The organism is Halopenitus malekzadehii (assembly GCF_900108505.1).
Classification (GTDB): domain Archaea; phylum Halobacteriota; class Halobacteria; order Halobacteriales; family Haloferacaceae; genus Halopenitus; species Halopenitus malekzadehii.
This window is the reverse complement of the sequence record NZ_FNWU01000001.1, coordinates 217,207-240,565: the sequence shown is the minus strand read 5'-3', so window position 1 is coordinate 240,565 and position 23,359 is coordinate 217,207. Positions and strand designations below refer to the sequence as shown.

The 23,359-nt window shown below is 67.9% G+C and carries 26 protein-coding genes; 16 read left to right on the top strand and 10 right to left on the bottom strand.

The window, feature by feature from the left end:
* Positions 1 to 2 precede the first annotated feature (2 nt).
* The 3 genes from ftsZ to BLW38_RS01245 all read left to right on the top strand — a co-directional run bounded on the left by ftsZ (position 3) and on the right by BLW38_RS01245 (position 2,867).
* Positions 3 to 1,202, top strand: a complete 1,200-nt coding sequence (gene ftsZ / locus BLW38_RS01255; RefSeq protein ID WP_092813202.1) for a cell division protein FtsZ — start codon at positions 3 to 5, stop codon at positions 1,200 to 1,202.
* 164 nt (positions 1,203 to 1,366) lie between these two features.
* On the top strand, positions 1,367 to 2,197 hold the full coding sequence (locus tag BLW38_RS01250; protein WP_092813198.1) for an amidohydrolase family protein: 831 nt from the start codon (positions 1,367 to 1,369) through the stop codon (positions 2,195 to 2,197).
* A 115-nt stretch (positions 2,198 to 2,312) separates the two neighbouring features.
* Complete coding sequence (locus BLW38_RS01245) at positions 2,313 to 2,867, top strand: GMP synthase subunit A (RefSeq protein WP_092813195.1); 555 nt, start codon at positions 2,313 to 2,315, stop codon at positions 2,865 to 2,867.
* Between the two features lie 46 nt (positions 2,868 to 2,913).
* Here the strand turns inward: BLW38_RS01245 and BLW38_RS01240 are convergent, their stop codons facing one another.
* The 6 genes from BLW38_RS01240 to BLW38_RS01215 all read right to left on the bottom strand — a co-directional run bounded on the left by BLW38_RS01240 (position 2,914) and on the right by BLW38_RS01215 (position 4,794).
* Positions 2,914 to 3,111, bottom strand: a complete 198-nt coding sequence (locus tag BLW38_RS01240; protein WP_092813187.1) for an HVO_0649 family zinc finger protein — start codon at positions 3,109 to 3,111, stop codon at positions 2,914 to 2,916.
* Positions 3,112 to 3,208: 97 nt separating this feature from the next.
* Positions 3,209 to 3,478: a DUF3194 domain-containing protein gene (locus BLW38_RS01235; protein WP_092813184.1), complete on the bottom strand. Its 270-nt coding sequence runs from the start codon at positions 3,476 to 3,478 to the stop codon at positions 3,209 to 3,211.
* Positions 3,479 to 3,862 (bottom strand): prefoldin subunit beta, encoded by a 384-nt coding sequence (locus BLW38_RS01230; RefSeq protein WP_092813181.1) that lies wholly within the window; start codon positions 3,860 to 3,862, stop codon positions 3,479 to 3,481.
* 78 nt (positions 3,863 to 3,940) lie between these two features.
* Positions 3,941 to 4,327 (bottom strand): KEOPS complex subunit Pcc1, encoded by a 387-nt coding sequence (locus BLW38_RS16450; RefSeq protein ID WP_092813178.1) that lies wholly within the window; start codon positions 4,325 to 4,327, stop codon positions 3,941 to 3,943.
* Positions 4,328 to 4,393: 66 nt separating this feature from the next.
* Entirely contained in the window at positions 4,394 to 4,528 is a 135-nt protein-coding gene (locus BLW38_RS01220; RefSeq protein ID WP_092813175.1) for a DNA-directed RNA polymerase subunit P, read from the bottom strand.
* Positions 4,528 to 4,794 carry an eL43 family ribosomal protein gene (locus BLW38_RS01215; RefSeq protein ID WP_092813173.1) on the bottom strand — a complete coding sequence of 89 codons (267 nt, stop codon included), beginning with the start codon at positions 4,792 to 4,794 and terminating at the stop codon, positions 4,528 to 4,530. Before BLW38_RS01215 ends, BLW38_RS01220 begins: the two co-directional genes overlap by 1 nt.
* Positions 4,795 to 4,922: 128 nt before the next feature.
* Between BLW38_RS01215 and BLW38_RS01210 the strand changes: the two genes are divergently transcribed.
* Positions 4,923 to 6,023, top strand: a complete 1,101-nt coding sequence (locus tag BLW38_RS01210; protein ID WP_092813171.1) for an ArsA family ATPase — start codon at positions 4,923 to 4,925, stop codon at positions 6,021 to 6,023.
* 42 nt (positions 6,024 to 6,065) lie between these two features.
* Here the strand turns inward: BLW38_RS01210 and BLW38_RS01205 are convergent, their stop codons facing one another.
* From BLW38_RS01205 to BLW38_RS01195, 3 genes are all read right to left on the bottom strand, one after another.
* Entirely contained in the window at positions 6,066 to 6,977 is a 912-nt protein-coding gene (locus tag BLW38_RS01205) for an SDR family oxidoreductase (RefSeq protein WP_092815433.1), read from the bottom strand.
* A gap of 109 nt (positions 6,978 to 7,086) precedes the next feature.
* Entirely contained in the window at positions 7,087 to 7,953 is an 867-nt protein-coding gene (locus tag BLW38_RS01200; RefSeq protein ID WP_092815430.1) for an endonuclease V, read from the bottom strand.
* Between the two features lie 116 nt (positions 7,954 to 8,069).
* Positions 8,070 to 9,017: a rhomboid family intramembrane serine protease gene (locus tag BLW38_RS01195; protein ID WP_092813168.1), complete on the bottom strand. Its 948-nt coding sequence runs from the start codon at positions 9,015 to 9,017 to the stop codon at positions 8,070 to 8,072.
* 189 nt (positions 9,018 to 9,206) lie between these two features.
* Here BLW38_RS01195 and BLW38_RS01190 point away from each other — a divergent pair, with 189 nt between their 5' ends.
* Positions 9,207 to 9,473, top strand: coding sequence for an HAH_0734 family protein (locus tag BLW38_RS01190; protein ID WP_092813165.1), 267 nt, complete (start codon positions 9,207 to 9,209; stop codon positions 9,471 to 9,473).
* Position 9,474: 1 nt separating this feature from the next.
* Here the strand turns inward: BLW38_RS01190 and BLW38_RS01185 are convergent, their stop codons facing one another.
* A complete protein-coding gene (locus BLW38_RS01185; protein WP_092815427.1) occupies positions 9,475 to 10,563 on the bottom strand; it encodes a tubulin/FtsZ family protein in 1,089 nt (362 codons plus the stop codon).
* Between the two features lie 126 nt (positions 10,564 to 10,689).
* On the opposite strand from BLW38_RS01185, the gene BLW38_RS01180 reads away from it, so the two are divergent.
* The 11 genes from BLW38_RS01180 to BLW38_RS01130 all read left to right on the top strand — a co-directional run bounded on the left by BLW38_RS01180 (position 10,690) and on the right by BLW38_RS01130 (position 23,332).
* On the top strand, positions 10,690 to 11,562 hold the full coding sequence (locus BLW38_RS01180; protein WP_092813162.1) for a DUF7310 family coiled-coil domain-containing protein: 873 nt from the start codon (positions 10,690 to 10,692) through the stop codon (positions 11,560 to 11,562).
* Positions 11,559 to 12,047 (top strand): DUF7311 family protein, encoded by a 489-nt coding sequence (locus tag BLW38_RS01175; protein WP_143040779.1) that lies wholly within the window; start codon positions 11,559 to 11,561, stop codon positions 12,045 to 12,047. The genes BLW38_RS01180 and BLW38_RS01175 overlap by 4 nt, the downstream gene beginning before the upstream one ends.
* Before the next feature lie 93 nt (positions 12,048 to 12,140).
* On the top strand, positions 12,141 to 14,186 hold the full coding sequence (locus BLW38_RS01170) for an ATPase, T2SS/T4P/T4SS family (RefSeq protein WP_092813156.1): 2,046 nt from the start codon (positions 12,141 to 12,143) through the stop codon (positions 14,184 to 14,186).
* Positions 14,183 to 16,000, top strand: a complete 1,818-nt coding sequence (locus BLW38_RS01165; RefSeq protein WP_092813153.1) for a type II secretion system protein — start codon at positions 14,183 to 14,185, stop codon at positions 15,998 to 16,000. Before BLW38_RS01170 ends, BLW38_RS01165 begins: the two co-directional genes overlap by 4 nt.
* Before the next feature lie 33 nt (positions 16,001 to 16,033).
* Positions 16,034 to 16,519: a DUF7283 family protein gene (locus BLW38_RS01160; RefSeq protein WP_092813150.1), complete on the top strand. Its 486-nt coding sequence runs from the start codon at positions 16,034 to 16,036 to the stop codon at positions 16,517 to 16,519.
* Positions 16,500 to 16,952 carry a DUF7285 family protein gene (locus BLW38_RS01155; protein ID WP_092813147.1) on the top strand — a complete coding sequence of 151 codons (453 nt, stop codon included), beginning with the start codon at positions 16,500 to 16,502 and terminating at the stop codon, positions 16,950 to 16,952. The genes BLW38_RS01160 and BLW38_RS01155 overlap by 20 nt, the downstream gene beginning before the upstream one ends.
* Positions 16,949 to 17,476, top strand: a complete 528-nt coding sequence (locus BLW38_RS01150) for a DUF7284 family protein (RefSeq protein WP_092813144.1) — start codon at positions 16,949 to 16,951, stop codon at positions 17,474 to 17,476. The genes BLW38_RS01155 and BLW38_RS01150 overlap by 4 nt, the downstream gene beginning before the upstream one ends.
* Entirely contained in the window at positions 17,463 to 20,693 is a 3,231-nt protein-coding gene (locus BLW38_RS01145) for a DUF7286 family protein (protein ID WP_092813141.1), read from the top strand. The genes BLW38_RS01150 and BLW38_RS01145 overlap by 14 nt, the downstream gene beginning before the upstream one ends.
* Before the next feature lie 54 nt (positions 20,694 to 20,747).
* Positions 20,748 to 21,176, top strand: coding sequence for a DUF5791 family protein (locus BLW38_RS01140; RefSeq protein WP_092813139.1), 429 nt, complete (start codon positions 20,748 to 20,750; stop codon positions 21,174 to 21,176).
* The gene (locus BLW38_RS01135; protein WP_092813136.1) at positions 21,177 to 22,070 is read left to right on the top strand and encodes an SDR family oxidoreductase; all 894 of its coding nucleotides are present in this window, start codon (positions 21,177 to 21,179) and stop codon (positions 22,068 to 22,070) included. It abuts the gene before it with no gap.
* An 86-nt stretch (positions 22,071 to 22,156) separates the two neighbouring features.
* The gene (locus BLW38_RS01130) at positions 22,157 to 23,332 is read left to right on the top strand and encodes a DHH family phosphoesterase (RefSeq protein ID WP_092813133.1); all 1,176 of its coding nucleotides are present in this window, start codon (positions 22,157 to 22,159) and stop codon (positions 23,330 to 23,332) included.
* The last annotated feature ends 27 nt before the right edge of the window (positions 23,333 to 23,359 follow it).

Genomic DNA, 23,359 nt, shown 5'->3' with positions numbered 1-23,359 from the left:
CGATGCAGGACATCGTTCAGGACGCCCTCGCCAACGCGGAATCCGAACAGCGTGAGATGGACGTCGACGCCGACGAGGACGACGAGTTCGGCGATCCGCGGATCGTCATCGTCGGCGCCGGCGGAGCCGGGAACAACACGATCAACCGGCTGTACAACATCGGCGTGGACGGCGCCGACACCGTCGCCATCAACACCGACAAACAGCACCTGAAGATGATCGAGGCCGACACGAAGATCCTCGTCGGCAAGTCCCTCACCCAGGGGCTCGGTGCGGGCGGCGACCCCAAGATGGGCGAGCGCGCAACCGAGATGGCCCAGGGGACGATCAAGGACGTCCTCGGCGACGCGGACCTCGTGTTCGTCACCGCCGGGATGGGCGGCGGGACCGGGACCGGCGCCGCGCCGGTCGTCTCGAAGATCGCGAAAGAGCAGGGCGCGATCGTGGTCGGGATGGTCTCGACCCCGTTCAACGTCGAGCGTGCCCGGACCGTCAAGGCCGAGGAGGGCCTTGAGGAGCTCCGTAACGAGGCCGACTCGATCATCGTACTGGACAACAACCGCCTCCTCGACTACGTCCCGAACCTGCCGATCGGGAAAGCGTTCTCGGTGATGGACCAAATCATCGCCGAAACCGTCAAGGGAATCTCCGAAACGATCACCCAGCCGTCGCTCATCAATCTGGACTACGCAGATATGTCCACGATCATGAACCAGGGCGGCGTCGCGGTGATGCTCGTCGGCGAGACCCAGGACAAGAACAAGACCCAGGAGGTCGTCAACGACGCGATGAACCACCCCCTGTTGGACGTCGACTACCGCGGCGCCTCGGGCGGGCTGGTCCACATCACTGGCGGTCCGGACCTAACGCTCAAGGAGGCCGAAGGGATCGCGAACAACATCACCGAACGCCTGGAGGCCAGCGCCAACGTCATCTGGGGCGCGCGCATCCAGGAGGAGTACAAGGGGAAGGTTCGCGTGATGGCGATTATGACCGGCGTTCAGAGCGCACAGGTACTGGGTCCCTCGACCCAGAAGCAGGCCGACCGCTCCCGTGCCAGTCTCGACGGTACGAACGCCAACGACGGGCCCGGTGGAGCAGGCGGAACGAGCGCGACCGGCAGCGCCGACGCCGCAAGCTGGGAGTCCGACGGCGGCACCGAGCCGACCGAGAAGCAGAACGGACTCGACGTCATCCGATAGCCCGCATTCGGTCGAAACGACCCGAGCGACCACACTCGCTCGGGCCATAGAACCCGTTTCGGGTCACCACGCGATGGACGTGCCGCCCGACACCCGTTTTTTGCCGCCAGTCACCCACGTGAACGATCGACAGACACAGGTATCCGGGGCCGGACGTACGGACGATGCTCGGGTTGGAACACGGGTTCCGGATCGTCGACGTCCACGCGACGCTCGATCCGGACGAGGAGTCGGTCGCGGCCCACGGCCGCGACATCACGCCCGAGCGGCTCGAACGGGAGATGCACCAGGCCGGCGTCGTCCGCGCGATCGTCTCCCCGGGAAAACGACCGGACGGGGAGAGCTACCTGCGCGTGAACAACGCCGTCGCCCGGCTGAGCGTCGAGCGACCGTTCCTTGCGTTCGCCCGCCTCAACGGCCCCCGCGACCCGGGATCGACGCCGATCGGAAAACTGCGAAACCTGCGGACCGAACGCGACGATCACCACACCCGTCCCGACGACGTCGAGCAATACGCCTACGACGATCGGTTTCACGGCTTTATGCTGGCACCCGCCGTGGACGGGATCCCGGAGGATGACGTCCTCGAACGGCTCGCAAAGGCGGACCAGCCGGTGCTCGTCGACGGCGGGACGTCGTTTTCCCCGGATCGGCTCGCGGAGACGCTGCTCCCGTACGGGTTCCCGGTGGTGCTCGGGAGCTTTGGCGGGTATCCGCTCCGGGAGTCGATGATGCGGTCGTCCTTCGAGCACCTCCAGAAGTACGACCAGCTCTATCTCGACACCAGCGCGGTCCGGTTCCGGGACGTCCTGGAGACGGGACTGCTCGAACACCCCGACCGGATCCTCTTCGGGAGCGGCGTGCCGGACGTCCACCCGAACGTGGCGGTGATGGAGATCCTCACCCTCGACGTCTCCGAGGACTTCATGCGACGCGTGTTCACGAAGAACCCGTCACGGGTGATTCCGGGGCTGGCGGCCGGAGCGGATCTGTGAGATCCCCGGTATCGATCCAGATATGTGGATCAAGTAGCCGTATGATCGAACGAATAGGACACGTTCCTGTGTCGGGTTCCGATCCGCTTTTGAGTCGCTCGTCCCTATCCGAGGTATGACCCGTATCGTCGTGGTTGACAACCACGGACAGTTCACACACCTAGAACGGCGTGCCCTCCGGGATCTCGGCGTGGATACCGAGTTGATAGATAACGACACCCGGCCTGCCGACATCGACGCCGACGGCATCGTGCTCTCGGGCGGCCCCGACATCGACCGCATCGGTCGCTGCCCCGACTACCTCGATCTGGACGTGCCGATCTTCGGGATCTGTCTCGGAATGCAGATCATCGCCGACGAGCTGGGGGGCACCGTGGGCGGGGGTGAATACGGCGGCTACGCCGACGTCGATGTGGAGATCACCGACACGACGGACCCGCTCGTCGGGACGCTGGCTCCAGAAACACGGGTGTGGGCCTCACACGCCGACGAGGTGAAGACGGTCCCCGAGGGCTTCACTCGAACCGCCCGCTCGGACGTCTGTTCGATCGAGGCGATCGCGAACGCCGAGACCGACCGCTACGGGGTCCAGTGGCATCCCGAGGTCGCACACACCGAACGGGGCGAGGAGGTCTTCGAGAACTTCATCGAGGTCTGCGAGTCGCGCTGATCGACGGTCACGACAAGGCGTTTCTCACGGTCGATCCGCTCGCGCCCTACAGCTGATAGGTCCGCTGAGCGACGGCCCCACAGCTGTCACACGTGCGCCGGTACTGCACCTGGCTTCCGGTCGTGACTGCCTTCCAGGACGGATCCGAATGCACGTATCCACAGGAACTACAGACGTGGCTCGTCCTGTCGAGCCGGTCCCGCAGCCGGTCGAGCGCCGTCGTTCCGATCGCTTTCCCAGACATATGTTACCAATTAACACTCGAAGGGGAAATACGTACCGGTGGGATCGGTCGCATCGATGAGGGGGGATAAGACGTCGAAAAACGGCCGAAAACGCGATCAGGCTTCGAAGAGGTCGTCGACGGCGTCGGCAGCTGCCGCGACGGCCTCCTCGGCGACCGCCTCGGGATCGGCCTCGTCGTCGGGCGCGTTGAGGTAGACGTCGACGTCGAGGACGTCGTCCTCGAAGGTCACCGTAACGTCGAGGTCCTCGACGTCCGACTGGCGATACTGGGCGAAGACGACGCCTTCTGCCGCCCGGGCGGCGGTCCGAACCACTTCGTCATCGGTCGGATCCGACGACCCGTCCGCGTCGTCTCGGTCGGTCATTTACGCGCCGCCCGCGCCCGGACCGCCGGGACCCATCGGGCCGCCGCCGGCGCCACCCTGTAGGAGCTGCTGGAGCTCCTCCTGGAGGCTCTCGAACTGCTGTTGGACGCGCTCCTCCTGCTTTTTGAGCTGCTCGACGCGGACCTCGAGGGAGTCGACCTTTTCGTCAAGGTCCTCGTGAGCGCTCTCGTAGTCCGTCTCGACGAGAATCTCGCCGACCTCGCGGTACATCGTGGCGCCCTCGTCGACGTCCTCGAGCGCCTCGAGGGCGGTCTTCGAGTCGTTGAGCGCCGACTGGGACTGCTCCTTCTGCTGGGCGACCTGTTGGGCCGTCTCCTGTAGGTCCTGCAGCTCCTCGATCTTCTCCTGTGCCTCCGGCGGCATATTGCCCTGCATAAACGGGAGGACACGTCCCGGACTGAAAAACCCACGTTCTTCGTCCCGCAGGGACGATCCCCCGGATCACGCCGTCGAACGCCGCGTGACGGCCGTTTCGGCTGCCGCTTCCGCGACGTCGACGAGCCGGATCCAACTGTTGGTCCCGGCGCGCAACGCGGTCAGATCCCGGGCGAGCACCCGAACGATCACGGTCGCATCCTTCCGAGCGAGTCGGACCCGTGATCGGGGATCGTCGACGCCGTCGATCTCGGGCGTGAGGGCGTTCGCGATCGTCCGTGCTCGATCCACGGATGAATACCGGAACCGGAGCGTGACCGCGTGAGCGTATGGCGATTCCGCACCGGGTTGGTGATCGTCGATCTCGGCATCAGCGTCGATCTCGGCATCAGCGTCGATCTCGGCATCAGCGTCGATCTCGGCATCAGCGTCGATCTCGGCATCAGTTGGCATTATGGAGTCAGGATCGAAAGCGACCGCGAGTCACCGGCTCGACAAGCGGGGAGAAACGGGCAGCGACTATTCGACGGTGACTTCCTTGACGTCGCCGCCGCGTTCCTTCAAGAGCACGCGGTGACCGCAGTAGGGGCAGCGGACGCCGCCGTACTCATCGAGCGTGACGTCGCGCTTACAGCGGGAACACCGGTAACTCATTATTCCTCGTCCGCGAGTGCCGCGCGGATCGACCGCCGAACGGTGCGTCCGCCGGGCGTTTCGGGCCGGTAGGCGCCACCGGCGAACGTCTCGCCCGTCTCCTCGTTGACCCAGATGCCGGTTCCGATCCGGGTGACGTCGTCGCCGTCGACGGTCGCATTGCGCATATCCGCCTCGATCTCCTGAACGCGCTTCCGTGCGACGCGGCCGTATCGTGCGCCGAAACGACCCGAACTCCCGGTCGATCGTGCCTTCTGCTCAGCCATAGTACCGCTTGATACAGCCAGCACGAGTAAAAAGGCTACGAGTTGCCCTCGCGGATCCGGCTTGCGGGGTGACGACGGCACGTATCCACACCGACGGGCTGACAAAGCCGGCGCGCACAGGCGCCCGTATGGACGAAATCGACGTCGAGCCGGTCGACAGCGTCGATGCGGGATCACGAACCGACGTCGACGCCGACCTCCCGGCCGGGATCGACGCCCCCGAATACGTTCTCTACGGGGGCAAAGGCGGTGTCGGAAAGACGACGATGGCGGCGGCAACGGGCCTCTCCTCGGCCGCTGGCGGGGTCGACACGCTCGTCGTCTCGACGGACCCTGCCCACTCGCTGTCGGATACCTACGGCGTCGACGTGCCCGCGAAGCCCGCCCGGATCCGCGAGGACGTCCCGTTGTACGCCGCCGAGATCGATCCCGACGACGCCATGGAGGAGGGACTGTTCGGAACCGATGGCGACCCGCTCGGCGGGCTTGGCGACCTCGGCGAGATGGCCGGCGGGGCCGGTGGCGATCACGATGGCCTCGGCGATCCTGCCGACGGATCAGCCGGCGGGCTGCTCGATGGAACGATGCCCGGCGCCGACGAGGCGGCGGCGATGCGCCAACTGCTCGAGTATCTCGACGACCCGCGGTTCGACCGCGTGATCGTCGACACCGCGCCGACGGGACACACGCTCCGGCTGCTGGAACTTCCCGAGCTGATGGACTCGATGATCGGCCGAGTGATGAAACTCCGACAGCAGTTTTCCGGAATGATGGACGGCCTCACGGGGCTGTTCGGCGGGGACGGCGACGACCCCGACCCGAGCGAGGATCTCGACGCACTCCGCGAGCGGATCGAACGTCTGCGGGACGTCCTCCGTGATCCCGATCGAACCGATTTCCGCATCGTGATGATCCCCGAGGAGATGAGCGTGGTGGAGTCCGAGCGGCTCCGAGACCAACTCGGAGCGTTCGGGATTCCGGTCGAGACGATCGTCGTCAACCGGGTGATGGAGAACCTCGCGAACGTCGCCGACGTCGATCCGGAGTGGGTCGTTGCCCCGAACCTCGAGGACTGTGCGTTCTGTCAGCGACGCTGGCAGGTCCAGCAGAACGCCCTGGAACGGGCGAGCGACCTGTTCCGCGGCCGCGAGGTGAAACGCGTCCCGCTGCTGGGGGATGCGGTCCGCGGGGACGCGGCGCTTCGGGTCGTGGCCGCCTGCCTCGAGTGATCCATCGCCGGCCGAGACGGTCGCAGCAGGGAGAGGAGCCGCCTACTTTGTTACCTTGGTGAGGAAGTCGTAGGCGGCATCCAGCAGCGGGTCCGGCAGGAACCGCCCGAGAACCGCGACCCGGGGCAGCGTCCCCGGCTGGACGCGGGCGGGCGGCTGCGTTGCGCTTGCGGCGTTACAGATGGCGTCGGCGACCACCTCGGGTTCGACCGAGCCGGGGCCGTCGCCGGCGACGAGCTGGGTGTCCTCGAAAACCCGGTAGAACTCCTCGTAGGCGCCCGATCGGTCGATGCTGTCTTCGTTCTCCTCGTTCGCGCTCTGCTCGCCTCCGTCCGGTTCCACCCCGTCCCCATCAGCGACCTCCCGGGTGGCGCGGTCCGAAAAGTTCGTTCGGACGGGACCGGGTTCGACGACCACGACGTCGACGTCGTACTCGGCAACCTCGTTCCGGAGCGCGTCCGACATCGCCTCGATCGCGTGTTTCGAGCCGGCGTAGACGCCGGTGCCGGGGAGCGCGATCCGGCCGAGAACCGAAGAGACGTTGATGATCGTGCCGTCACGCTCCCGACGCATCGAGGGGAGTACGGCCCTGATGAGCCGGTGGGGGCCGTAGACGTTCACGTCGAACTGGTCGTGGACCCGGTCCGTGGGAACGTCCTCGAGGGGACCGAACTGCCCGTACCCGGCATTGTTCACGAGGCAGTCGATCGCGCCCTCCTCGTCAAGGATCCGGTCGACGACGCGGTCGATGTCGTCGCCGTCGGTCACGTCCAGGGTCGCAAGCTCACATCCCTCCTCGCCGAGCGTCTGGATATCGGCCGGGTTCCGCGCCGTCGCATACACGGTCCAGTCCTCCTCGAGGAACGCGCGCGCCGTCGCACGCCCGATTCCCGACGAGCACCCCGTGATGAGTACCGTCCGTTGCACACCCGTGTCCTCGTACGGGAGCGGCATAACTTCCACCGTTCCGTCCGCGGACTCCATCCGCCCACCGTTCCGCCCCGTAGCCACGATCGTTGGACGGGGAAGGAAGGAACAGGACAGGACCCCACGCCGATCGGCCTCAGGAATCGACGATCGTCCGCTTGACCGCGTCCGCGTACGCGTCGGCAACCCGGGTCGGTTCCGGCAGCTTGTATCCGGCGCACAGCGCGTCGACGATGTCCACCGTGGTCGCGGCGGAGACACGGTGGCCCGGGCTGACGTACAGGGGATTCACCCGCCGGCTGTTCGGATACTGGCGCGACTGGAACGCGTGACCGATCACGGTCCCATCGACCGCATCGGTGCGTCCCGCTGGGGCTTCCACACGCCCATCGGCGCGGATCGGGGTCGACCATCCCTCGGGGCGCCCGTCGACGTCCGTATCGGGCGTGCCACAGAGGAGACTCTTGGCGACGCCGACGCTCGGCAGGTCGAGCACGACGCCGATGTGGGTCGCGATCCCCGCCTGCCGGAAGTGGATCCGGCCCGATCCGTCGAGAACCGCGAGGTCCGGATCGACGGACAGCGTCGCGAGCGCATCCAGGATCGGCCCGCCCTCGCGAAACGCGAGCAGCCCCGGGATGTACGGGATCGAAAGCGGCGAGACGGCGTGGGTCCGCTCAACGAGCCGGCCACCGCGAAACGCGACGACCGCCGAGACGACGGCGTCCTCGAGGAACGCCTGATCGATGCCGACGACGATCGGGGGATCGGAGGAAGAGGTGGAAGAAGAGGTAGAGGTGAAAGAGGGGGAAGAGGTGCACGATCCGGTGGCGGAACCGAACCGTTCCTGAACGGTGTCGTGACCCGGTTCCGGAACGCCGTCGGTGAGATCGGTGGCCTCGTCGATCGCGATCGAGTCCGGAACGGCGGAGCCGCCGAATCCGTCGGGAAGGTCGTCCGTGAAGACGGCGGCGGCAGCGATCTCGCGCTGGAGATCCTCCATCTCCTCGCGGGACAGCTCGGGATCCGGAACGAATTCGGAACGATCGAGATCGAGCGTGGTTCGGGGACGACCGTCCCCGAATGGGTCGTCGTGTGAGTCCGATGGCGCCACGACGATCACCGCCGACGGCCGGGACCGCCTGGTCCGCCAGGACCTCCGGGACCGCCTCGCCCGCCGGGACCGCCAGGACCACCGAACTGGAGCTGGGTCGGCGCACGCATCTCGTCCTTGACGTGTTTCCCGTACGCGAGTCCGACCAGAAGCCCCGCGAGATGGGCCCAGTGAGCGACCCCACCGGCGGCGCCGCCGAGGCCGAAGAAGACGCTGACGACGGCGAAGCCGATCGTCAACAGCCACAGCGGCATCGGGATGAAGAAGTAGAGATACACACGGAGTTTCGGGTTCAAGACGGTAAGTACCCCCATAATCGCCATAATCGCACCGGAAGCGCCGACGACGCCGGGGCCGACCGGACCGATCAGAAAGCCCATGCCGATCTGGGCGAGTCCGGCGAGAGCGCCGGCACCGAGAAACAGCAGCGCGAACCGCTTCGAGCCGATACGGTCCTCGACGGCCGGCCCGAAGAAGTAGAGGACGATCGAGTTGAGCGCGATGTGCGGGAAGTTCCCGTGTGCAAAGACCGCGGTGATCCAGGTCCAGACGTACTCCAGCCGATCGGGACGGAGCACGAAAAGCGACCGAGACAACTCCTGGCTGATGAACCCGCTGACGAGGACCTGAAGCAGGAACGTCGTCCACATCAACCCGAGGAACAGGAACGTCAGGTTCCCGCGGAAGTACCCGAGGAATCCGCCCGTCGACGTCAGACGGGCAACGCGTGCCCGGACTCGGTCGGCCGTTGAACCGGATCGCGACGACCGTGTCTCGCCCGACGGGGAGTCGCCGAACCCGCTTTCGAACACCCCGGAGGGATCGTCCCACTCGCTGAGTCCGGGACAGTCGTGGTTCTCCGGCAGCCGGTGGTCCGCACAGAACGTTCGTCCGCACCGGTGACACTGGTACGGGAGGTTCTCGTAGGCACCACACACGTCGCACGTCGCCATTACCGTGACGTTGTGGCGGCGCGGGTAAAGCGGTTTGGCCTCGACGACGACGATGAGAGATCGGGATCGAACGGAAGGCGCGGTCGAACGGAAGGCGCGGTCGAACCGAAGACACGGTTGGACCGAAGGCACGGTCGAAGCAACCGGCCTATCGAAGCGATTAAGCGGCGGACACGCGAACCGAGGCCTATGCAGCACCTCATCATCCGTGGCGATCCCGGGATCCGCCGAGACGCGGTGATCAACTACGACGGCCAGGAGATGATCTGCTTTTCGGTGAACCGACAGGGCGACTGGCACGGCCCCGACGAACCCCAACTGTGGTGTACGATCGGCACTGAGGATGAGTACGAGACGTACGCGAAACGAGAGTACGTCCCACACTGGCTGGAGACCGAGTCGATCGAGGCCGAGGATCTCGACGTCATCAAAGCGAAAGGCGACCTCGCGGTCTAGGTCACAACAACCCGTCCAGGTCCTCGTTATCGAACGCGGCGGCCGGATCGCTCCGATCGCGATCCTCGGTCTCCGTCTCGGCGGCCGCCTGTCTGGCGCGTTCGAGGAAGGTTTCCACGCGACCGGACCGTTGAATACCGCCGAGAAGGACGATCGCCGCGAGCCGATCGGACTGAAGCGGGAAGTCGCCGCCGCGAACCTCCATCGATCCGGTCTCGTCCTCGAGCCACCGTCGTGACTTCTCGACGCCCTTGCGTGGGATTCGGTCGATATCGCCGGTCGCGATCAACAGCGCGCGATCGGCGTTCGTCGCTTCGGGAACGCTGAGTCCGGTGGTCACCGCCTTTCGCGTCGTACTCAGTAGCGCGGTGATGTTCTCCGCCGGGTCCTCGGACGCGAGGGCACTCGCGTACCCGACCGCCGCGATCCCGCCGGCTCCGAGGGTGTTGATCACCTCGCTCGTGTCGACGACGGACTCCCCCACGCCCTCGGTCGCCTCGCCGGCGGCCAACAGCAATCCAATACGCTTGGCCAGCTTCCGGTTGAGACTCTCGTATCCTCCCTCGACGCTGTCGTCGGCCGCCCGCCACGCGTCGTTATCGAGGAGGAGAGTGGCGTCGGCTTCCCGGATGAGCGTTTTCAGTGATCGCCCCGCGTTCACCTGGTACAGTGCCCCCTCGTTCCGTGCGGGAAGCACGCCGAGGGCGTAGACGGGAACGTCGTAGACACGGCTGAGTTCACGCACGAGCACCGGCGAACCACCCGATCCGGTGCCGCCGCCCAGCCCCGCGACGACGATGATCGCCTCCGCCTCGGCGGTGATCCGCCCCGACAACGCGTCGAGAACTTCGACCACGTCCTCGTCCATCACCGTCGCGCCGAGCTCGTTGTCGCCGCCGACGCCGTGTCCGTTGACACGGGACTGGCCGATCAGGCAGGTGTCGATCGGCAGGGGATCGAGATCCGTCGACGCGGTGTTGACCGCGAGGGCGCCCCGTACCGCACTGAATCCCATCTCGGCGTCGAACTCGGCCAGGGCGGTCGTGACCTTTCCGCCCGCCTGTCCGACGCCGACGAGGACGGCCTTCATACGGAATGATCCACACACCAGCGTATCAACGTTTCCCCGACGACACCGCGAGCGATCGAACGCGGCCACGTCGTCGACGGCGTGTCGCCGCCGGAGGTTTATATATGGATCCGACACAGCGACCCTATGTCCGAACGTGACCCGGCGAGACCCGGACGGAGCGAAACCACCAGTGTCGGGACGGGATCGACGGTCGATGGCGACGGTGGCGGAAACGGGGGCGTGATAACTGGGACCGGGGGATTCGCCGGCGGCGGCGATGTCGGTAATGGTGGCGGCGGTGGCGGTGATGGCGATGCTGGCGACGAGAGCACTGATCGCCTCGCCGAGCGCGTCGACGCGATCGAGCGCGCCATCACGGGGGACGACGCCGATGTCGACCGCGGCGACCGAGCCGCGTTGGAGTCACGGGGTGCACTGGAGTCACGGGTTGTGGCGCTCGAAGGGACGATCGACACGATCGAGCAGCGTCTCGAGGAGCTCGATGCGGCGACCCAGGCGGTCCGTGGATACGTCGGCGGCGTTCGCGCCGTCGATCGCGAGATCGAGAGCCGGGCCGATCTCGCACTGGCGAAGGCGACCCGCCTGGAGGAGGGCCAGACCGGACCGAAACGACCCCGGGAGACGGCCCCAACCGGGGAACCACACACATCGACTCGCCACACCGCGACCAACCGAAAGACGGCCACCACCGGATCGACGGACACCGACGGAAGTGAACCCACGAGCCGCTGGAGCGAGCCCGACGACGGCGAAACCGCTGTCACCGAGTCGACCGAGACGGCCCGCGAAGCGACCGACAGCCGCCCGGATCGACCCGACGTCAAACGAACCGGCGTCAAACGAACGGACGGCGGCCAGTCCGATCCGAGCTATCCGCCGGCAGCCGCGGCAGCGGTTCCGGACGCCGACGAGGTCGGACGGGTTCCGGATCTGGCGGACGACACGCGTGAGACCCCCGAGTCAGGTGTTCTCGCGCGGCTTCGAGACGTCCTGTGATCCGAACGGTGCTCGCGGTCGTCGTCGCCGTCGGGCTCCTCGCGACCGCGTCGCCGGCGTTTGCGGACGCACAACACCAGACGACACGGACCGAACTCGAGACCGTTGCGGAGCAGCTGGATCGGATCGCGACCGGACTGGCGACCGACTCGACGGCCAGCACCGAGCCGTCGCTTGCGGCACGGACGACCGTGACGATCGGGCTCCCGTCCGGGTTCGGGTCGGCACCGATCGAGTGGGCACGGATCGGTTGTCGACGGGACATCGTCCCCGCCCTCGAGTCGGACAGTCGCCCCGGAGCGGACTGCCGATTGACGTTCGCGTATCGACTCCGTGGATCCACGATCGACACACACGCCATTCCGGACGCGACGCTTGCACCCGAGGTCTCGGCGATCGAGGTGACCACGGCGGGAACGGCCATCCAGCTTCGGTACGTTCGTCGTGGTAACACGGCGACGGTCGAACTGGCCCCGCTCGCGTGAGACCGGACGCCGGCCGAACCGGCCACGGAGACCGATGGACGCGTGCGACCATCTCGGCCAACGGTTTAAATACAATACCGCGGCACTCGGCGTATGTCACCGGGTGAGCGGGTCGACGACCGCCGTTCGGATCGCCTCGATTCCGCACTCGCGGACGGTTTCGAGTCACACCTTCCCGATCGCGTCATCGACGGTCTCACAGCTGTTCAGCGGAGACTGACCGATCAGACGGACGACGCAGGGTCGATCGTTCCCGCAAGCGAGGGGTGTACCTGCCGGGTGACGGTTCCCGAGTCGGAACCGGGCACCCGATCCGATCGGACGATTCTGGCGGTCGACGCCCGATCCTGTCCGGGCGATGGGGCGCTGTCCGCCGAACCGGCGTGTCGATCGACCGTGGTTCGTGCGCTCGCAAAACGCGACGTCGACGTCGTTCGTGTTCGGTCCCGGGGTCGGCGCTGCAGCTACCGCGACCGATCGCTTGCGCTGTTGCTGGCGGCGGGGCGGTTTTACGATCGGATCTCCGGGATCGAACCGGGAACGGCCGACGTGGCCGCACGGGACCCGCTTCGAGCCGCACACGATGCGATCGGCCGCGCCGGCCCGGTCGTCGAAGCGGCGGCCGAAACGGGACTCATCGAGACGGCGCGATCGGTTTCGGGATACGAGGAGGCCCTTCGACCGTCCGTCTCGCCCGCGATTGCGACCGCCGAACTCACGCTCCAGCCACCGCCCGGAGCTCAGCTCGCTGACCGGTGGACGACGGACACCGGAGCGACGGTCCGGATATACGACCACGAGGGCGCGTTCAGAACGTATCACCTCACGCCGTCGGAAACGTCGCTCACGGGACGGGAGCTGGAGATCGTGACCGCAGCCAGACGTCGGCTTCTCGAGCGGGGCGGTGATGACGCGCGTGAACCGGTCCGGGCGATCAGGGCGATCGGCCGAGAGTACGACGTCCGGATGGACAACGAGCGGGAGCTTGCAAACGTTCTACGGCGACACACACGGGGCTACGGCGTATTGGAGGACGTCTTCGCGGACGATCGCGTCTCGGACGCGTTTCTGACCCCGCCCGTGGCGGAGACGCCGCTCCGGGTCGTCGTGGATGGCGAGCGATTCCCGACGAACGTACGGCTGCCGCCACGGGGCGCCGGAACGCTGGCCTCCCGGCTTCGTCGCGTGTCGGGTGAGGGGTTCTCACGGGCGTCGCCGACGCTCGATGCGACCCTCGAGACCGAGCACGGACCGGTTCGTGTCGCGGCGACGACGCGGCCCGCAAGCGACGGCTACGGGTTCACGTTTCGCCGCGGTGGGACGACTGCGTGGACGCTGCCCCGGCTCGTGGATGCCGGGACGCTGCCCCCCGCGGCCGCCGGACTCCTGTCGGTCGCGATCGAACGCGGCGTCGCCGGGCTCGTCGCCGGCGGTCGCGGAGCGGGGAAAACGTCGACGCTCGGTGCGTTGCTGTGGGAGCTTCCGGCGTCGACCCGGGGGATACTGATCGAAGACACGCCGGAGTTGCCGGTCGATCGGCTGCAGGATGGCGGCCGTGACGTACAACGGCTCTCGGTCGGGGACGGACGCGAACTCTCCCCGGCGGATGCAGTACACACCGCGCTTCGCCTCGGGGACGGGGCGATCGTGGTCGGTGAGGTTCGTGGCGAGGAGGCAGCCGCCCTCTACGAAGCGATGCGCGTCGGTGCCAGCGGTGAAACGGTTTTGGGGACCATCCACGGAACCGATCCGGAAGCGGTTCGGGAACGGGTCGTCACCGATCTCGGAGTCCCGCCGACCGCCTTCGCGAGCACCGACCTCATCGTACTCCTCGATTCACACCGCGTGGTCACCATCGTTGAGGTTCGATCCGGACGGGATGGGGTCGTCTTCGATCCGCTGTTCGAGCGGGACGGCGACGAGCTGGTCGCAACGGGCCGGATCGATCGGGGAACGAGCCGACTCGTGAACGGCCTGGCCTGCGGTTCAGAATCGTACGCAGACGTACGAGCGGCGATCAGGGAGCGCTCCGCGACCATCGCTGCACACGTCGACGCCGGGCGAACGACACCGGACGCGATCAGTGGCGGGAGTAGGCGGTCGTCCGACACGAACGGTGATGGGGGTCGTCGACGATGAACGGCGATCGGCTGGAGACGTGCCGGATCGACGATTCGAAACCAACTGACACGGAGCTTGCGCGGGCGCTCAGGTTCCTGGATGACGAACGGACGGCCGCGGACATCGAGCGGAGCGCACGACGGATGGGGCTGCTCATCGGGTGTCTCGGATCCCTGATCGGCATTGCGACGACCGGCGGCATCGGTGGGATTCCGATCGCGGCGGCGATCGGCTGGGCGGCCTACGAGGGTCGCCGTCGAAGTCCCCGCTGGCTCGCCGCCCTCCGGCGAACGCGTGCCCTGGGAGCTGCCCCAGGTATCGTCGGGCGGATCGTGCTCCGGATGCGGTTGGAACCGTCGACCGAGCGCGCGGTCGAGTTCGCCGCCGCGACCGGATCCGGGCCCCTCGCGGAGAGCCTCACAGCGGCGGCCGCCCGCTCCAGATCGAACCCGGGATCCGGGCTTCGAACGTTCGCCGAGGAGTGGACGCCGTGGTTCCCCGCGCTCGAACGCGCCGGGACGCGGATCCGGGCCGCCGCATCAGCACCCAGGGAGCGACGTGAACGGGGGCTCGATCGCGCCCTCGAGGCGGTCACCGCGGGAACGACGGATCGGATGGCCGCGTTCATCGGGGACGTCCAGGCACCGGTGTCGGGGATCTACGCCTTCGGCGTCCTGCTTCCGCTGGCGCTGATCGCCCTGCTGCCGGCCGCGCGGGCGACCGGGCTTCCGGTCGGTGCTTGGACGATGGGCGTGGTGTACGTTCTCGTGCTCCCGTCGGTGCTGCTGGCGGCAAGCGGGTGGCTCCTGTTGCGTCGTCCGGTCGCGTTCCCGCCGCCACGTATCGGACCGAATCATCCCGACGTACCGGCCGGATACGGGCGTCCGATCGGTGCCGGGGTACTTGCAGGGATCGGGGGATGGATCATCGGCGGAGCGGTGGTTCCGTGGAGTGCACCGATCGTTGCCATCGGACTCGGCAGCGGGGTCGGTATCGGCCTGTTCGCGCTGCCGCGACGCCGCGTCCTCAGTCGGATTCGATCGATCGAGACGGCGCTCCCGGACGCGCTCTCGAGCATTGGCGGTGCCGTCGCCGACGGGGTCGCGGTTGAACGGGCGGTCCGACACGTCGGGGAGACGATGGACGGGCCGGCCGGTGCGGCGTTCGCCGCGGCCGGCCGGCGGAGTCGAACGTTGCGGGTCGACGTCGAGTCGGCGCTGGTCGGCGAGGAGGGACCGTTCGCCGACGTGCCGAGCCCCCGCGTTCAGGGAGCGGTCGCGCTGCTGTCGATCGCTGCACGCGAGGGGCAGCCGACGGGCGACGTGGTCATCGAACACGCCGACCAGCTCGAGGAGCTGCGATCGCTCGAGCGGGACGCGACCAGGCAGCTACAAACCGTCACTCGAACGCTGTCGAACACCGCAACCGTGTTCGGACCGCTGGTCGGGGGTGCGACGGTCGCACTCGCGGCCGGGATGGACGGCGGGGCGATCGCCGGCAGTGGCGGGCTGGACCCCGCGATGGGATCGATGTTGTCGGGGACGTCGGCTACGGGGGCCGGTGCCGGCGCATCGGCGGCAGCCGCCACAGCCGGGTCGGGGACAGCGACGAGCACGGGTGCAGCACCGATCGTCGAGCCGATACCGGTCCCGGTGTTGGGCCGGATCGTCGGAACGTACGTGCTCTTGCTGTCGGCCATCCTGACCGGCCTGTCGACCACCATTTCGAGCGGGCTCGATACGACCCTCATCGCGTACCGGATCGGCATTGCGGTGCCGACGGCGACGGGGACCTACATCGCCGCGTTCGTCGGCGCGGGGCTCGTGCTGTGAAGGTTTATATCGCATCCCGGGACCACCCGGGGTATGATCGATGCACCGATCGAAACGTGGTATACGTGGCTGGGGATCGCGGCCGTCAGCGTCCTGGCCCTGGGAACGGCCGTGGGGATCCCGTCCGGACCAACACCCGACGCAAACGGCGTCGCGGACACCATCGACCGGGTCGCTGCCGACGAGTTCCCGGCGACGGCCGAACACGGGATCGCGGCCGATCGGATCCGGCTATCCCCGACTCGTGTCTCCCTGCGCGGCCCGGGCGGGTCAACGACGGCGCCGATCCGGTTCGGGCCGGTAACTCCGGCCACGAACGCCGAAAGCGACGATCGCCTTCGTCGAGTGCTCCACGGCGAGCCCCCACAGCGCGTCTTCGACTCACCCGACGCGTTGGATCGCGCGGCGACCGTCTCACGGGGACGGTACGACCGAAACCCGCGATGGGAACGGGCACCGAATCGGCTCCGCGTTCGATCGATCCACTGGGAGGGACTGCGTGTCACGCTCGTCGGCTGACTGCCGCAGCCGTGGGCCGGGATGGCCTCCGAAACCCGGACGCGAGCGCGGACAGACGGAACCGATCGCCGCGCTCGTCGCGTTGCTTGCGGTCGGCGTCGGGTTGGCGCTGTATGCCGGCGTGATCGCGGACGCCGATCCGGGAACCGATCGTCGTGCCACCGCGGATATCGTCCTCGACCGCGTCCACGATCGGGTCGTCGTGGCCGGCGTCGCACATCCGGACCGGCTGGCGGTGCCGGCCGAGTCCGGGATCGACCGGAGGCGGGTCGGGATCGTGATCGAGACCGCGGAGCGGCGCTGGCACGTGGGCGAGCGCCCCGCGACACGACCGTACCCACCCGACACCGACGTCGCACGACGGTCGGTAAGCGTTCGGTCCGCACCGGGCCAGCAGCGACGAGGCGAACTCCGGGTGGTGGTCGGCCGATGACGAGCACCGTCCTCGACGTCGGGCTGTTTCTCCTGTGCGTCTCCGCGAGCGTGGGGACCGTCACGGGTGTCGTACCGATCGGGACCGATCCGGACCCACACGTCGACGACCTCGCGGATCGGATCGCGACGGAGACGGCGACGATCAGCTACGACACGGATGCCGGCCACGAGCGCCGTCACCACGCAACGCTCGCCGAACACCTGGCCCTCGCAGCGATCGTTCCCGAGAGCGAAAGCGAGGACGAGATCGAACGTCGCTCGGAACGAACGTACCGAGACGAGGTTTCGGCGGCCGTCGAGCGACGACTCGACCCGCGAACCGCGGTCACGGTTCGTGTGCCATCCGCGGCCGAAGACTCTGGTTCCGAGGACGGCGGGATCGATCGCCGGACCGCAATGGCCGTCGGCGGGGAGCCACCGTCGACGGCTCGTGTGTGGACCGCGGTCGTCGACGTCCCGATCGGGGAGGGCAACGCGACGACACGTCTCGTGGTACGGAGGTGGGGTCGTGCGAGCGTCTGATCGGCCCGCCATCTCGATCGCCGAGGATCGACGCGGGCGGGTTCCGTTCGCGCTCGTCGGAGTGTTGCTGCTCGTCTCGAGCACGGCGTACGCGAGCGGGCTCGCGACGACCGGCGTCACGGTCGACCGGTCAGTCGAGTGGGCGATGGATCGCGCGAGCGCCGACCTGACGCCGACGCTCCGGAGCGCGACCGCCGAGGCAGCGCGAACGGCGGCCGCACAACCGGTGACGCGTCCCGATCCGGCGCTCGCCGGAACCGTGATCCGGAACGAGTCCGCCTTCGAGGACGCGCTCCGGGTCCGGATCGGACTCGCGGTCGTCGAATCCATCGATACGGCGACTGCTCGGGCGGGAGACGTACACGCCACGACCACGGTGTCGTTCGACGATCCGGTTCCTCCGGCTCACGACACCATCGACCCCCCGAAAGACGATGTGGCGACCCTCGCGGAGGTTCGCGACGGCGTGACGATCGCGCCGGCGGCGAACGGAACCGCGCTGGCGGCAACCGTCCACAACGTGACGACCACCGCACGGCGGAACGGACGGATCGTCGGAGAGCGAACTCGTGACGTCACGGTCGTGGTCCCGGTTCCGGTGCTGGCGGCCCACGAGCGGACCGAGCGCTTCGAGCGCGTGCTGAACCGTGGCGCGCTTGAGGGACCGGGCCTCGGCCGGCAGCTCACCGGCCGGCTCTACGCGATCGCCTGGGCACGAGGGTACGCACAACGGTTCGGCACACCGGTCCAGAACGTCGTTGGGAACCGCCACGTCGAGCTGTCGACCAACGCCGGAGTTACGGCGGTGCAACGAGAGACGTTCGGGGCGGCGGATCCGAACGCGAGTGCGGGCGTCAGACGTGCCGCGGTTCGAACCGGCCTCACGGACCTCCTGGAACCGACCAGTCTCGACGAGGGCGAGTGGAGCCGGTTCGTTCTCGAGACGTCGGTCCCCGATCCGGACGACGCCACGGAGACGGCCTCCGGGACCGCCGCAACGGTGATGGGCGATGGGAACGTGTCCGGCACGAGCGGCGACGACGCAACCGATGCGGCCGGCACGAACGGCATCGCCGACGCGACCGGTGTGAACGACGCAGCCGACGCGGACGAGACGACCGAAACCGTAACCGCCGGTCCGGCCGCGGACGCCGCACTGGTCGAGACCCTCGACCGGACGGGCTCGATCGCCAAGTCCGCCTATCGGGTGGAAGCAACGCGGGAAGTCCGCACCGACCGGATCGGTGGGCAGCCGTCTCCACCGTCACGCCGATCGCCCGGAGCGAACTGGACGTACGTCGGCGATCGAACCACGAGCACGGCGGACGCAAGCGGGTCCGGTGGCGAGGACGGGTTCGAGACGGCGACGAGACGGGTGACGGTTGATCACCGCACGACACGCTACTGGACGGACGGATCGAGCCAGCGGACGACGACGGTTCGGTGGAGCCAGCGATATCGGGTCACCGTGGCGGTTGACGGTCGGTACGCGCCGTCGGCCGGCGCTCCCGATCGGCCGACATCACCGACGTTCGAGCGTGGTGGCGCGATCGACGGTCCGAACCTGCGCGACACACCCACAGCCGCCCGCCGCGATCTCGACGCGACGACCGTGGACTCGATCACCGAACGGGCGGTCGAGTCCGGCGTCGAGACGCCGCGACGAACCGTGGTGTACGGGGATCGTCCCGCGGACCTCGGAGCGTGGATGCGTGACGACATCGCGGTGGTACACGAAACCGTCCGCGGAGTCGAAACCACGGTCGAAATGCGCGAGGTCGCCGCCGGCGAGGCGAATCCCTACGGGGAGTTGGCGGCGACGGTTCGGGCGAAGCGCCACCAGCTGATCGATGCGCCCCGAACGTACGATGGAGCTGCCGACCGTGCCCGGGTGGCAGCTCGACGCGCGTACGTCGACGCGACGATCGCGAAGCTCGAACAACGTGCACGAACGGCCCGGGAGGTACACGCCGACGCCGAGGAGGCGGCGGCGACGGAAACACGGAATGATGGGGACGCCAGTACTGCCGACGGATCGTCGCTCGGTGAGTACATCGCGGCAAGCGGACGGACGACCGACACGGACCCGTACGAGATCGGGGAGTCCGGGCCGGGCGGTGCCGTCTCGTTTCAACCGGCCGGATCGCCGGGATACCTACCACGGACGACGATCGACGCAGCATCGCCAGCCGCCGATCCCGGTAGCCAAACCCGGCCCCTCGTGACGCGGAACGTGAACGTCTTCACCGTCCCGTACGGGGACGTCGCCGGCGGGATCGTGGATGAGGTCCTCGATCTCGGATCCCGCGTCCCGCTCCCGCAGGCGGGGCGGACGCTCGCGGCGACCGAGCGGACGCTTCGGGAGACCGACGACCATTCCGAGGAGCTGCGTCGATCACACGACCGTCTGGAGTCGGACGTTGCCGGATCGGTCGAGCGGGTCGAACGCCGCGTCGAACATCGGCTCGGTGGAGTTACCGATCTCTCCGGGTCCGAACGGCGGGCCGTCGTCGATGCGGCTGGTGATCACTACGCGACGACGGGATCGCTTGCGGCCGCGGTGGGGAACGGACAGTACGCGGAGACGATCGTCGCGGAGGTGGCACATCGAACGACCCTCACGGACGGTGAACGGGCGCGTCTGGCTGCCGAGACCCGGACGACGCTGCGGTCGGCGATCGCCTCGGGCCGAACGAGCGTCTCGAAATCCCGCGTCACCAGCGCGGGCGAGATCACCCGAAAAGTGGCTCGCAAACGGATCGAATCGGCGGTCGAGGACGAGCTGCGGCGAACGAGCGGCGAGGCGGTCGACCGGCTCGGCGAGGAACACGAGTGGGCAACCGAGGTGACCACACAGGTCGGGGCGGGCCTGCCGGTCGCACCGGTTCCGGGATACTGGTACGCGACGGTGAACGTGTGGCACGTGGACGTCGCGGGGACGTATCCCCGATTCGTGCTCCGGTCGGACACGGGCCCACCCGGCAAACCGTTCGAGTACGTTCGGGAGTCGGGGCGATCGACCGTCGCGGTCGATGGCGAGCGAGTGACGCTTGGATACACCGACCCGATCCGGTTCGAAACGGGAACGACTGTGGTCGTCGCGGTCCCGCCTGGACCGCCCGGCGTCGGCGACGTGGATGGGACGTGGAGTGAACGGTCGCCCGGCTGGCCCTGTCCCGGCCCGGAACGACGGGAGTGTTCGGCCGGATCGGGATGAGACCCGGACCGCTCCGACCGCAGTCGTTTTCAGCGCCGACGGCCGAGGATCAGTATGCTTCACGAAGTCACGCCGGCCGAGGGGGCCGACACCGGCGCCGACGCGATACTCGACGCCTATCGGCAGGTCCTGCGGGAATCACTCGATTCGGCGGGCGTCGAAACGGTACGGATCGAGACGGCGGTTGACGGCGACCGTCTCGAGGAGATCGCGGCGGGCGGCGTCACCGACCTCTCGGTCGAGGAGGCGGCGTCGATCCTCGCGGTCGGGACCGACCGGGATCCGGACGCGATCGTGTATGAACTCCGAGATCACCTCCTGATGGGGATGACGACCGCGGTCGTCGACGTCGACACGCTCGCGGGGGCGATCGACGCCGATCTCACGGGACAGGAGCTCCAGCAGGCGCTCGAAGGGCGTACCCGGATGACGCTCGGACAGCTGGCGCAGATCAGCGCGGCGCTCGAGGATCGGAGCCCGTAGATGCGCGTCGCCATCGTGGGGTGTGGCTACGTCGGACTGGAACTCGGCCGCGGCCTCGCCGGGAACGGCCACGACATCTGGGGCGTCCGTCGATCGGCGGACGGCGCGAGTGCGGTCGAGGCAGCCGGGCTCGTGTCGGTCCGAGCGGACGTCACCGATCCGGACTCGCTAGGCGTGCTTCCCGACGTCGACGCGGTCGTCTTCGCGGCCAGTTCCGGCGGCCGTGACGCGTCCGCTGCACGATCGGTCTACGTCACGGGACTCGAGAACGTGATCGCCGAGTACGGCTCCCGCGAGACCGTTCCCGATCGGCTCGTCTACACCTCCTCGACTGGCGTCTACGGCGACCACGACGGCGACTGGGTGGACGAGTCGACCCCGATCGACCCGCAAACGGAGAAGACCCGTGTCCTGGCCGCGGCCGAACGCGTCGCGCTCGGGACGAGCACCGGTGTCGGGATCGACGGGACCGTCACCCGATTTTCCGGACTGTACGGCCCGGACCGATATCGCCTCGAGCGATACCTCGAGGGGCCGGTGACCGAGGGCTACCTGAACATGGTCCACCGTGACGACGCCGCGGGGGCGATCCGACACCTTCTCGAAACGAACCAGGGACGTGGCTCGGTCGTGCTCGTCACCGACGACGAGCCGATCGCGAAACACGCCTTTGCCGACTGGCTGGCCGACGAGTGTGGCGTCGATCGACCGCCGAAACGGTCGAAAGCCGAGCGGCTGTCCGATCCGGAAATATCGGACCGTGTCGCACGTCGTGTCCGGACGAGCAAACGCTGTACGAACGACCGCCTTCGGGAGCTCGGGTACGAACTCGCGTATCCGACCCATCGGGAGGGCTACCGGGAAGCGATCGCGGACTACCGGAGTGAAATCTGACTGTCACGATGGGTGAGTGACGGCCGCCACCGAGAACGAAAACCGTCTGGGGGTTTCTTGTAGGCCGAGCCGGTGTGAGGTGGTGTATGGGACAGGTCACCGCGGGCGAGGAGTGGTTCGCCGCCGTCGAGCCGTTCATCCGCGAGAACCCCGAGCTGACGGTGGCGACGGCTATCGCCGTCGTGGTCGTGCTCGGAAGCCTGTACGCGTTCGTTCGGCTGCGCCGGGCGCACGGCGTCCGGTTCCGCCGACTGATCGCCGATGCCGACGAGCTGACGGTGCTGATGCATCCGAATCCCGATCCCGACGCGATGGCGGCCGCGGTCGGCGTCGTCGAGTTGGCTGCCCAGGTCGACGTCGACGCGACGATCCAGTACCCGGGGCAGATCCGCCATCAGGAGAACCGCGCGTTCCGGACGGTTCTCGACCTGGAGCTTGACCAGATCGACCACGTCACCGATCTCGCGTCCGAGTCGGTCGTTCTCGTCGACCACAACGAGGCGCGCGGGTTCGGCGGCACTGACGGCATTCTCCCGCTGGCGGTGATCGACCATCATCCCGGTGACGGGGCGGGCGAGGAGTTCACGGACGTCCGGACCGACTACGGTGCGACCGCGTCGATCGTCGCGGAGTACTTCGAGGACAACGACGCGACCCCGGTGCCGCCTGATAGGCACGCGAGCGAAACCGACGGGAGCTACACCCTCCCCACCAGCGCGGCAACTGGACTATTGTACGGGATCCTCGCCGACACGAATCACCTCACCGTCGGCGCGAGCGAGGCCGACTTCGCGGCGGCCAGCTACCTGTATCCGGGCGTCGACCAGGACCGACTCGATCGGATCGCGAACCCGGCGGTCGACGCCGAGGTCCTCGAGGTGAAGGCGCGAGCGATCGCGGGTCGGCAGGTCGAGGGGTCGTTCGCCGTCGCCGACGTCGGATCGGTCAACAACGTCGACGCGATCCCACAGGCGGCCGACGAGCTGATCCAACTCGAGGGCGTCACCGCCGTCGTGATCGTCGGCGAGCGGGACGGTACGATCCACCTCTCGGGACGATCGCGCGACGATCGGGTCCATATGGGGAAGGCGATCGAGGAGGCGCTCGCGGACGTTCCGAACGGCGACGGCGGGGGCCACGCCCGAATGGGAGGCGGCCGGATCACGCCCGACGTCGATCCGACGGACGACTCGATCGAGGAAGCCGTCGACCGCGACGCACTCTCGGCGGCGTTGTTTCGGGCGATGGCCGGCGACGTGTGACGCACAGCTGGTCGGAGCGCGGGAACG

Excerpts from the sequence above, each read along its gene's own strand:
- ftsZ (WP_092813202.1), top strand. The coding sequence starts at position 3 with ATGCAGGACATCGTTCAGGACGCCCTCGCCAACGCGGAATCCGAACAG.
- BLW38_RS01250 (WP_092813198.1), top strand. The coding sequence starts at position 1,367 with ATGCTCGGGTTGGAACACGGGTTCCGGATCGTCGACGTCCACGCGACG.
- BLW38_RS01245 (WP_092813195.1), top strand. The coding sequence starts at position 2,313 with ATGACCCGTATCGTCGTGGTTGACAACCACGGACAGTTCACACACCTA.
- BLW38_RS01240 (WP_092813187.1), bottom strand. The coding sequence starts at position 3,111 with ATGTCTGGGAAAGCGATCGGAACGACGGCGCTCGACCGGCTGCGGGAC.
- BLW38_RS01235 (WP_092813184.1), bottom strand. The coding sequence starts at position 3,478 with ATGACCGACCGAGACGACGCGGACGGGTCGTCGGATCCGACCGATGAC.
- BLW38_RS01230 (WP_092813181.1), bottom strand. The coding sequence starts at position 3,862 with ATGCCGCCGGAGGCACAGGAGAAGATCGAGGAGCTGCAGGACCTACAG.
- BLW38_RS16450 (WP_092813178.1), bottom strand. The coding sequence starts at position 4,327 with ATGCCAACTGATGCCGAGATCGACGCTGATGCCGAGATCGACGCTGAT.
- BLW38_RS01220 (WP_092813175.1), bottom strand. The coding sequence starts at position 4,528 with ATGAGTTACCGGTGTTCCCGCTGTAAGCGCGACGTCACGCTCGATGAG.
- BLW38_RS01215 (WP_092813173.1), bottom strand. The coding sequence starts at position 4,794 with ATGGCTGAGCAGAAGGCACGATCGACCGGGAGTTCGGGTCGTTTCGGC.
- BLW38_RS01210 (WP_092813171.1), top strand. The coding sequence starts at position 4,923 with ATGGACGAAATCGACGTCGAGCCGGTCGACAGCGTCGATGCGGGATCA.
- BLW38_RS01205 (WP_092815433.1), bottom strand. The coding sequence starts at position 6,977 with ATGCCGCTCCCGTACGAGGACACGGGTGTGCAACGGACGGTACTCATC.
- BLW38_RS01200 (WP_092815430.1), bottom strand. The coding sequence starts at position 7,953 with ATGGAGGATCTCCAGCGCGAGATCGCTGCCGCCGCCGTCTTCACGGAC.
- BLW38_RS01195 (WP_092813168.1), bottom strand. The coding sequence starts at position 9,017 with ATGGCGACGTGCGACGTGTGTGGTGCCTACGAGAACCTCCCGTACCAG.
- BLW38_RS01190 (WP_092813165.1), top strand. The coding sequence starts at position 9,207 with ATGCAGCACCTCATCATCCGTGGCGATCCCGGGATCCGCCGAGACGCG.
- BLW38_RS01185 (WP_092815427.1), bottom strand. The coding sequence starts at position 10,563 with ATGAAGGCCGTCCTCGTCGGCGTCGGACAGGCGGGCGGAAAGGTCACG.
- BLW38_RS01180 (WP_092813162.1), top strand. The coding sequence starts at position 10,690 with ATGTCCGAACGTGACCCGGCGAGACCCGGACGGAGCGAAACCACCAGT.
- BLW38_RS01170 (WP_092813156.1), top strand. The coding sequence starts at position 12,141 with ATGTCACCGGGTGAGCGGGTCGACGACCGCCGTTCGGATCGCCTCGAT.
- BLW38_RS01165 (WP_092813153.1), top strand. The coding sequence starts at position 14,183 with ATGAACGGCGATCGGCTGGAGACGTGCCGGATCGACGATTCGAAACCA.
- BLW38_RS01160 (WP_092813150.1), top strand. The coding sequence starts at position 16,034 with ATGATCGATGCACCGATCGAAACGTGGTATACGTGGCTGGGGATCGCG.
- BLW38_RS01150 (WP_092813144.1), top strand. The coding sequence starts at position 16,949 with ATGACGAGCACCGTCCTCGACGTCGGGCTGTTTCTCCTGTGCGTCTCC.
- BLW38_RS01140 (WP_092813139.1), top strand. The coding sequence starts at position 20,748 with ATGCTTCACGAAGTCACGCCGGCCGAGGGGGCCGACACCGGCGCCGAC.
- BLW38_RS01135 (WP_092813136.1), top strand. The coding sequence starts at position 21,177 with ATGCGCGTCGCCATCGTGGGGTGTGGCTACGTCGGACTGGAACTCGGC.
- BLW38_RS01130 (WP_092813133.1), top strand. The coding sequence starts at position 22,157 with ATGGGACAGGTCACCGCGGGCGAGGAGTGGTTCGCCGCCGTCGAGCCG.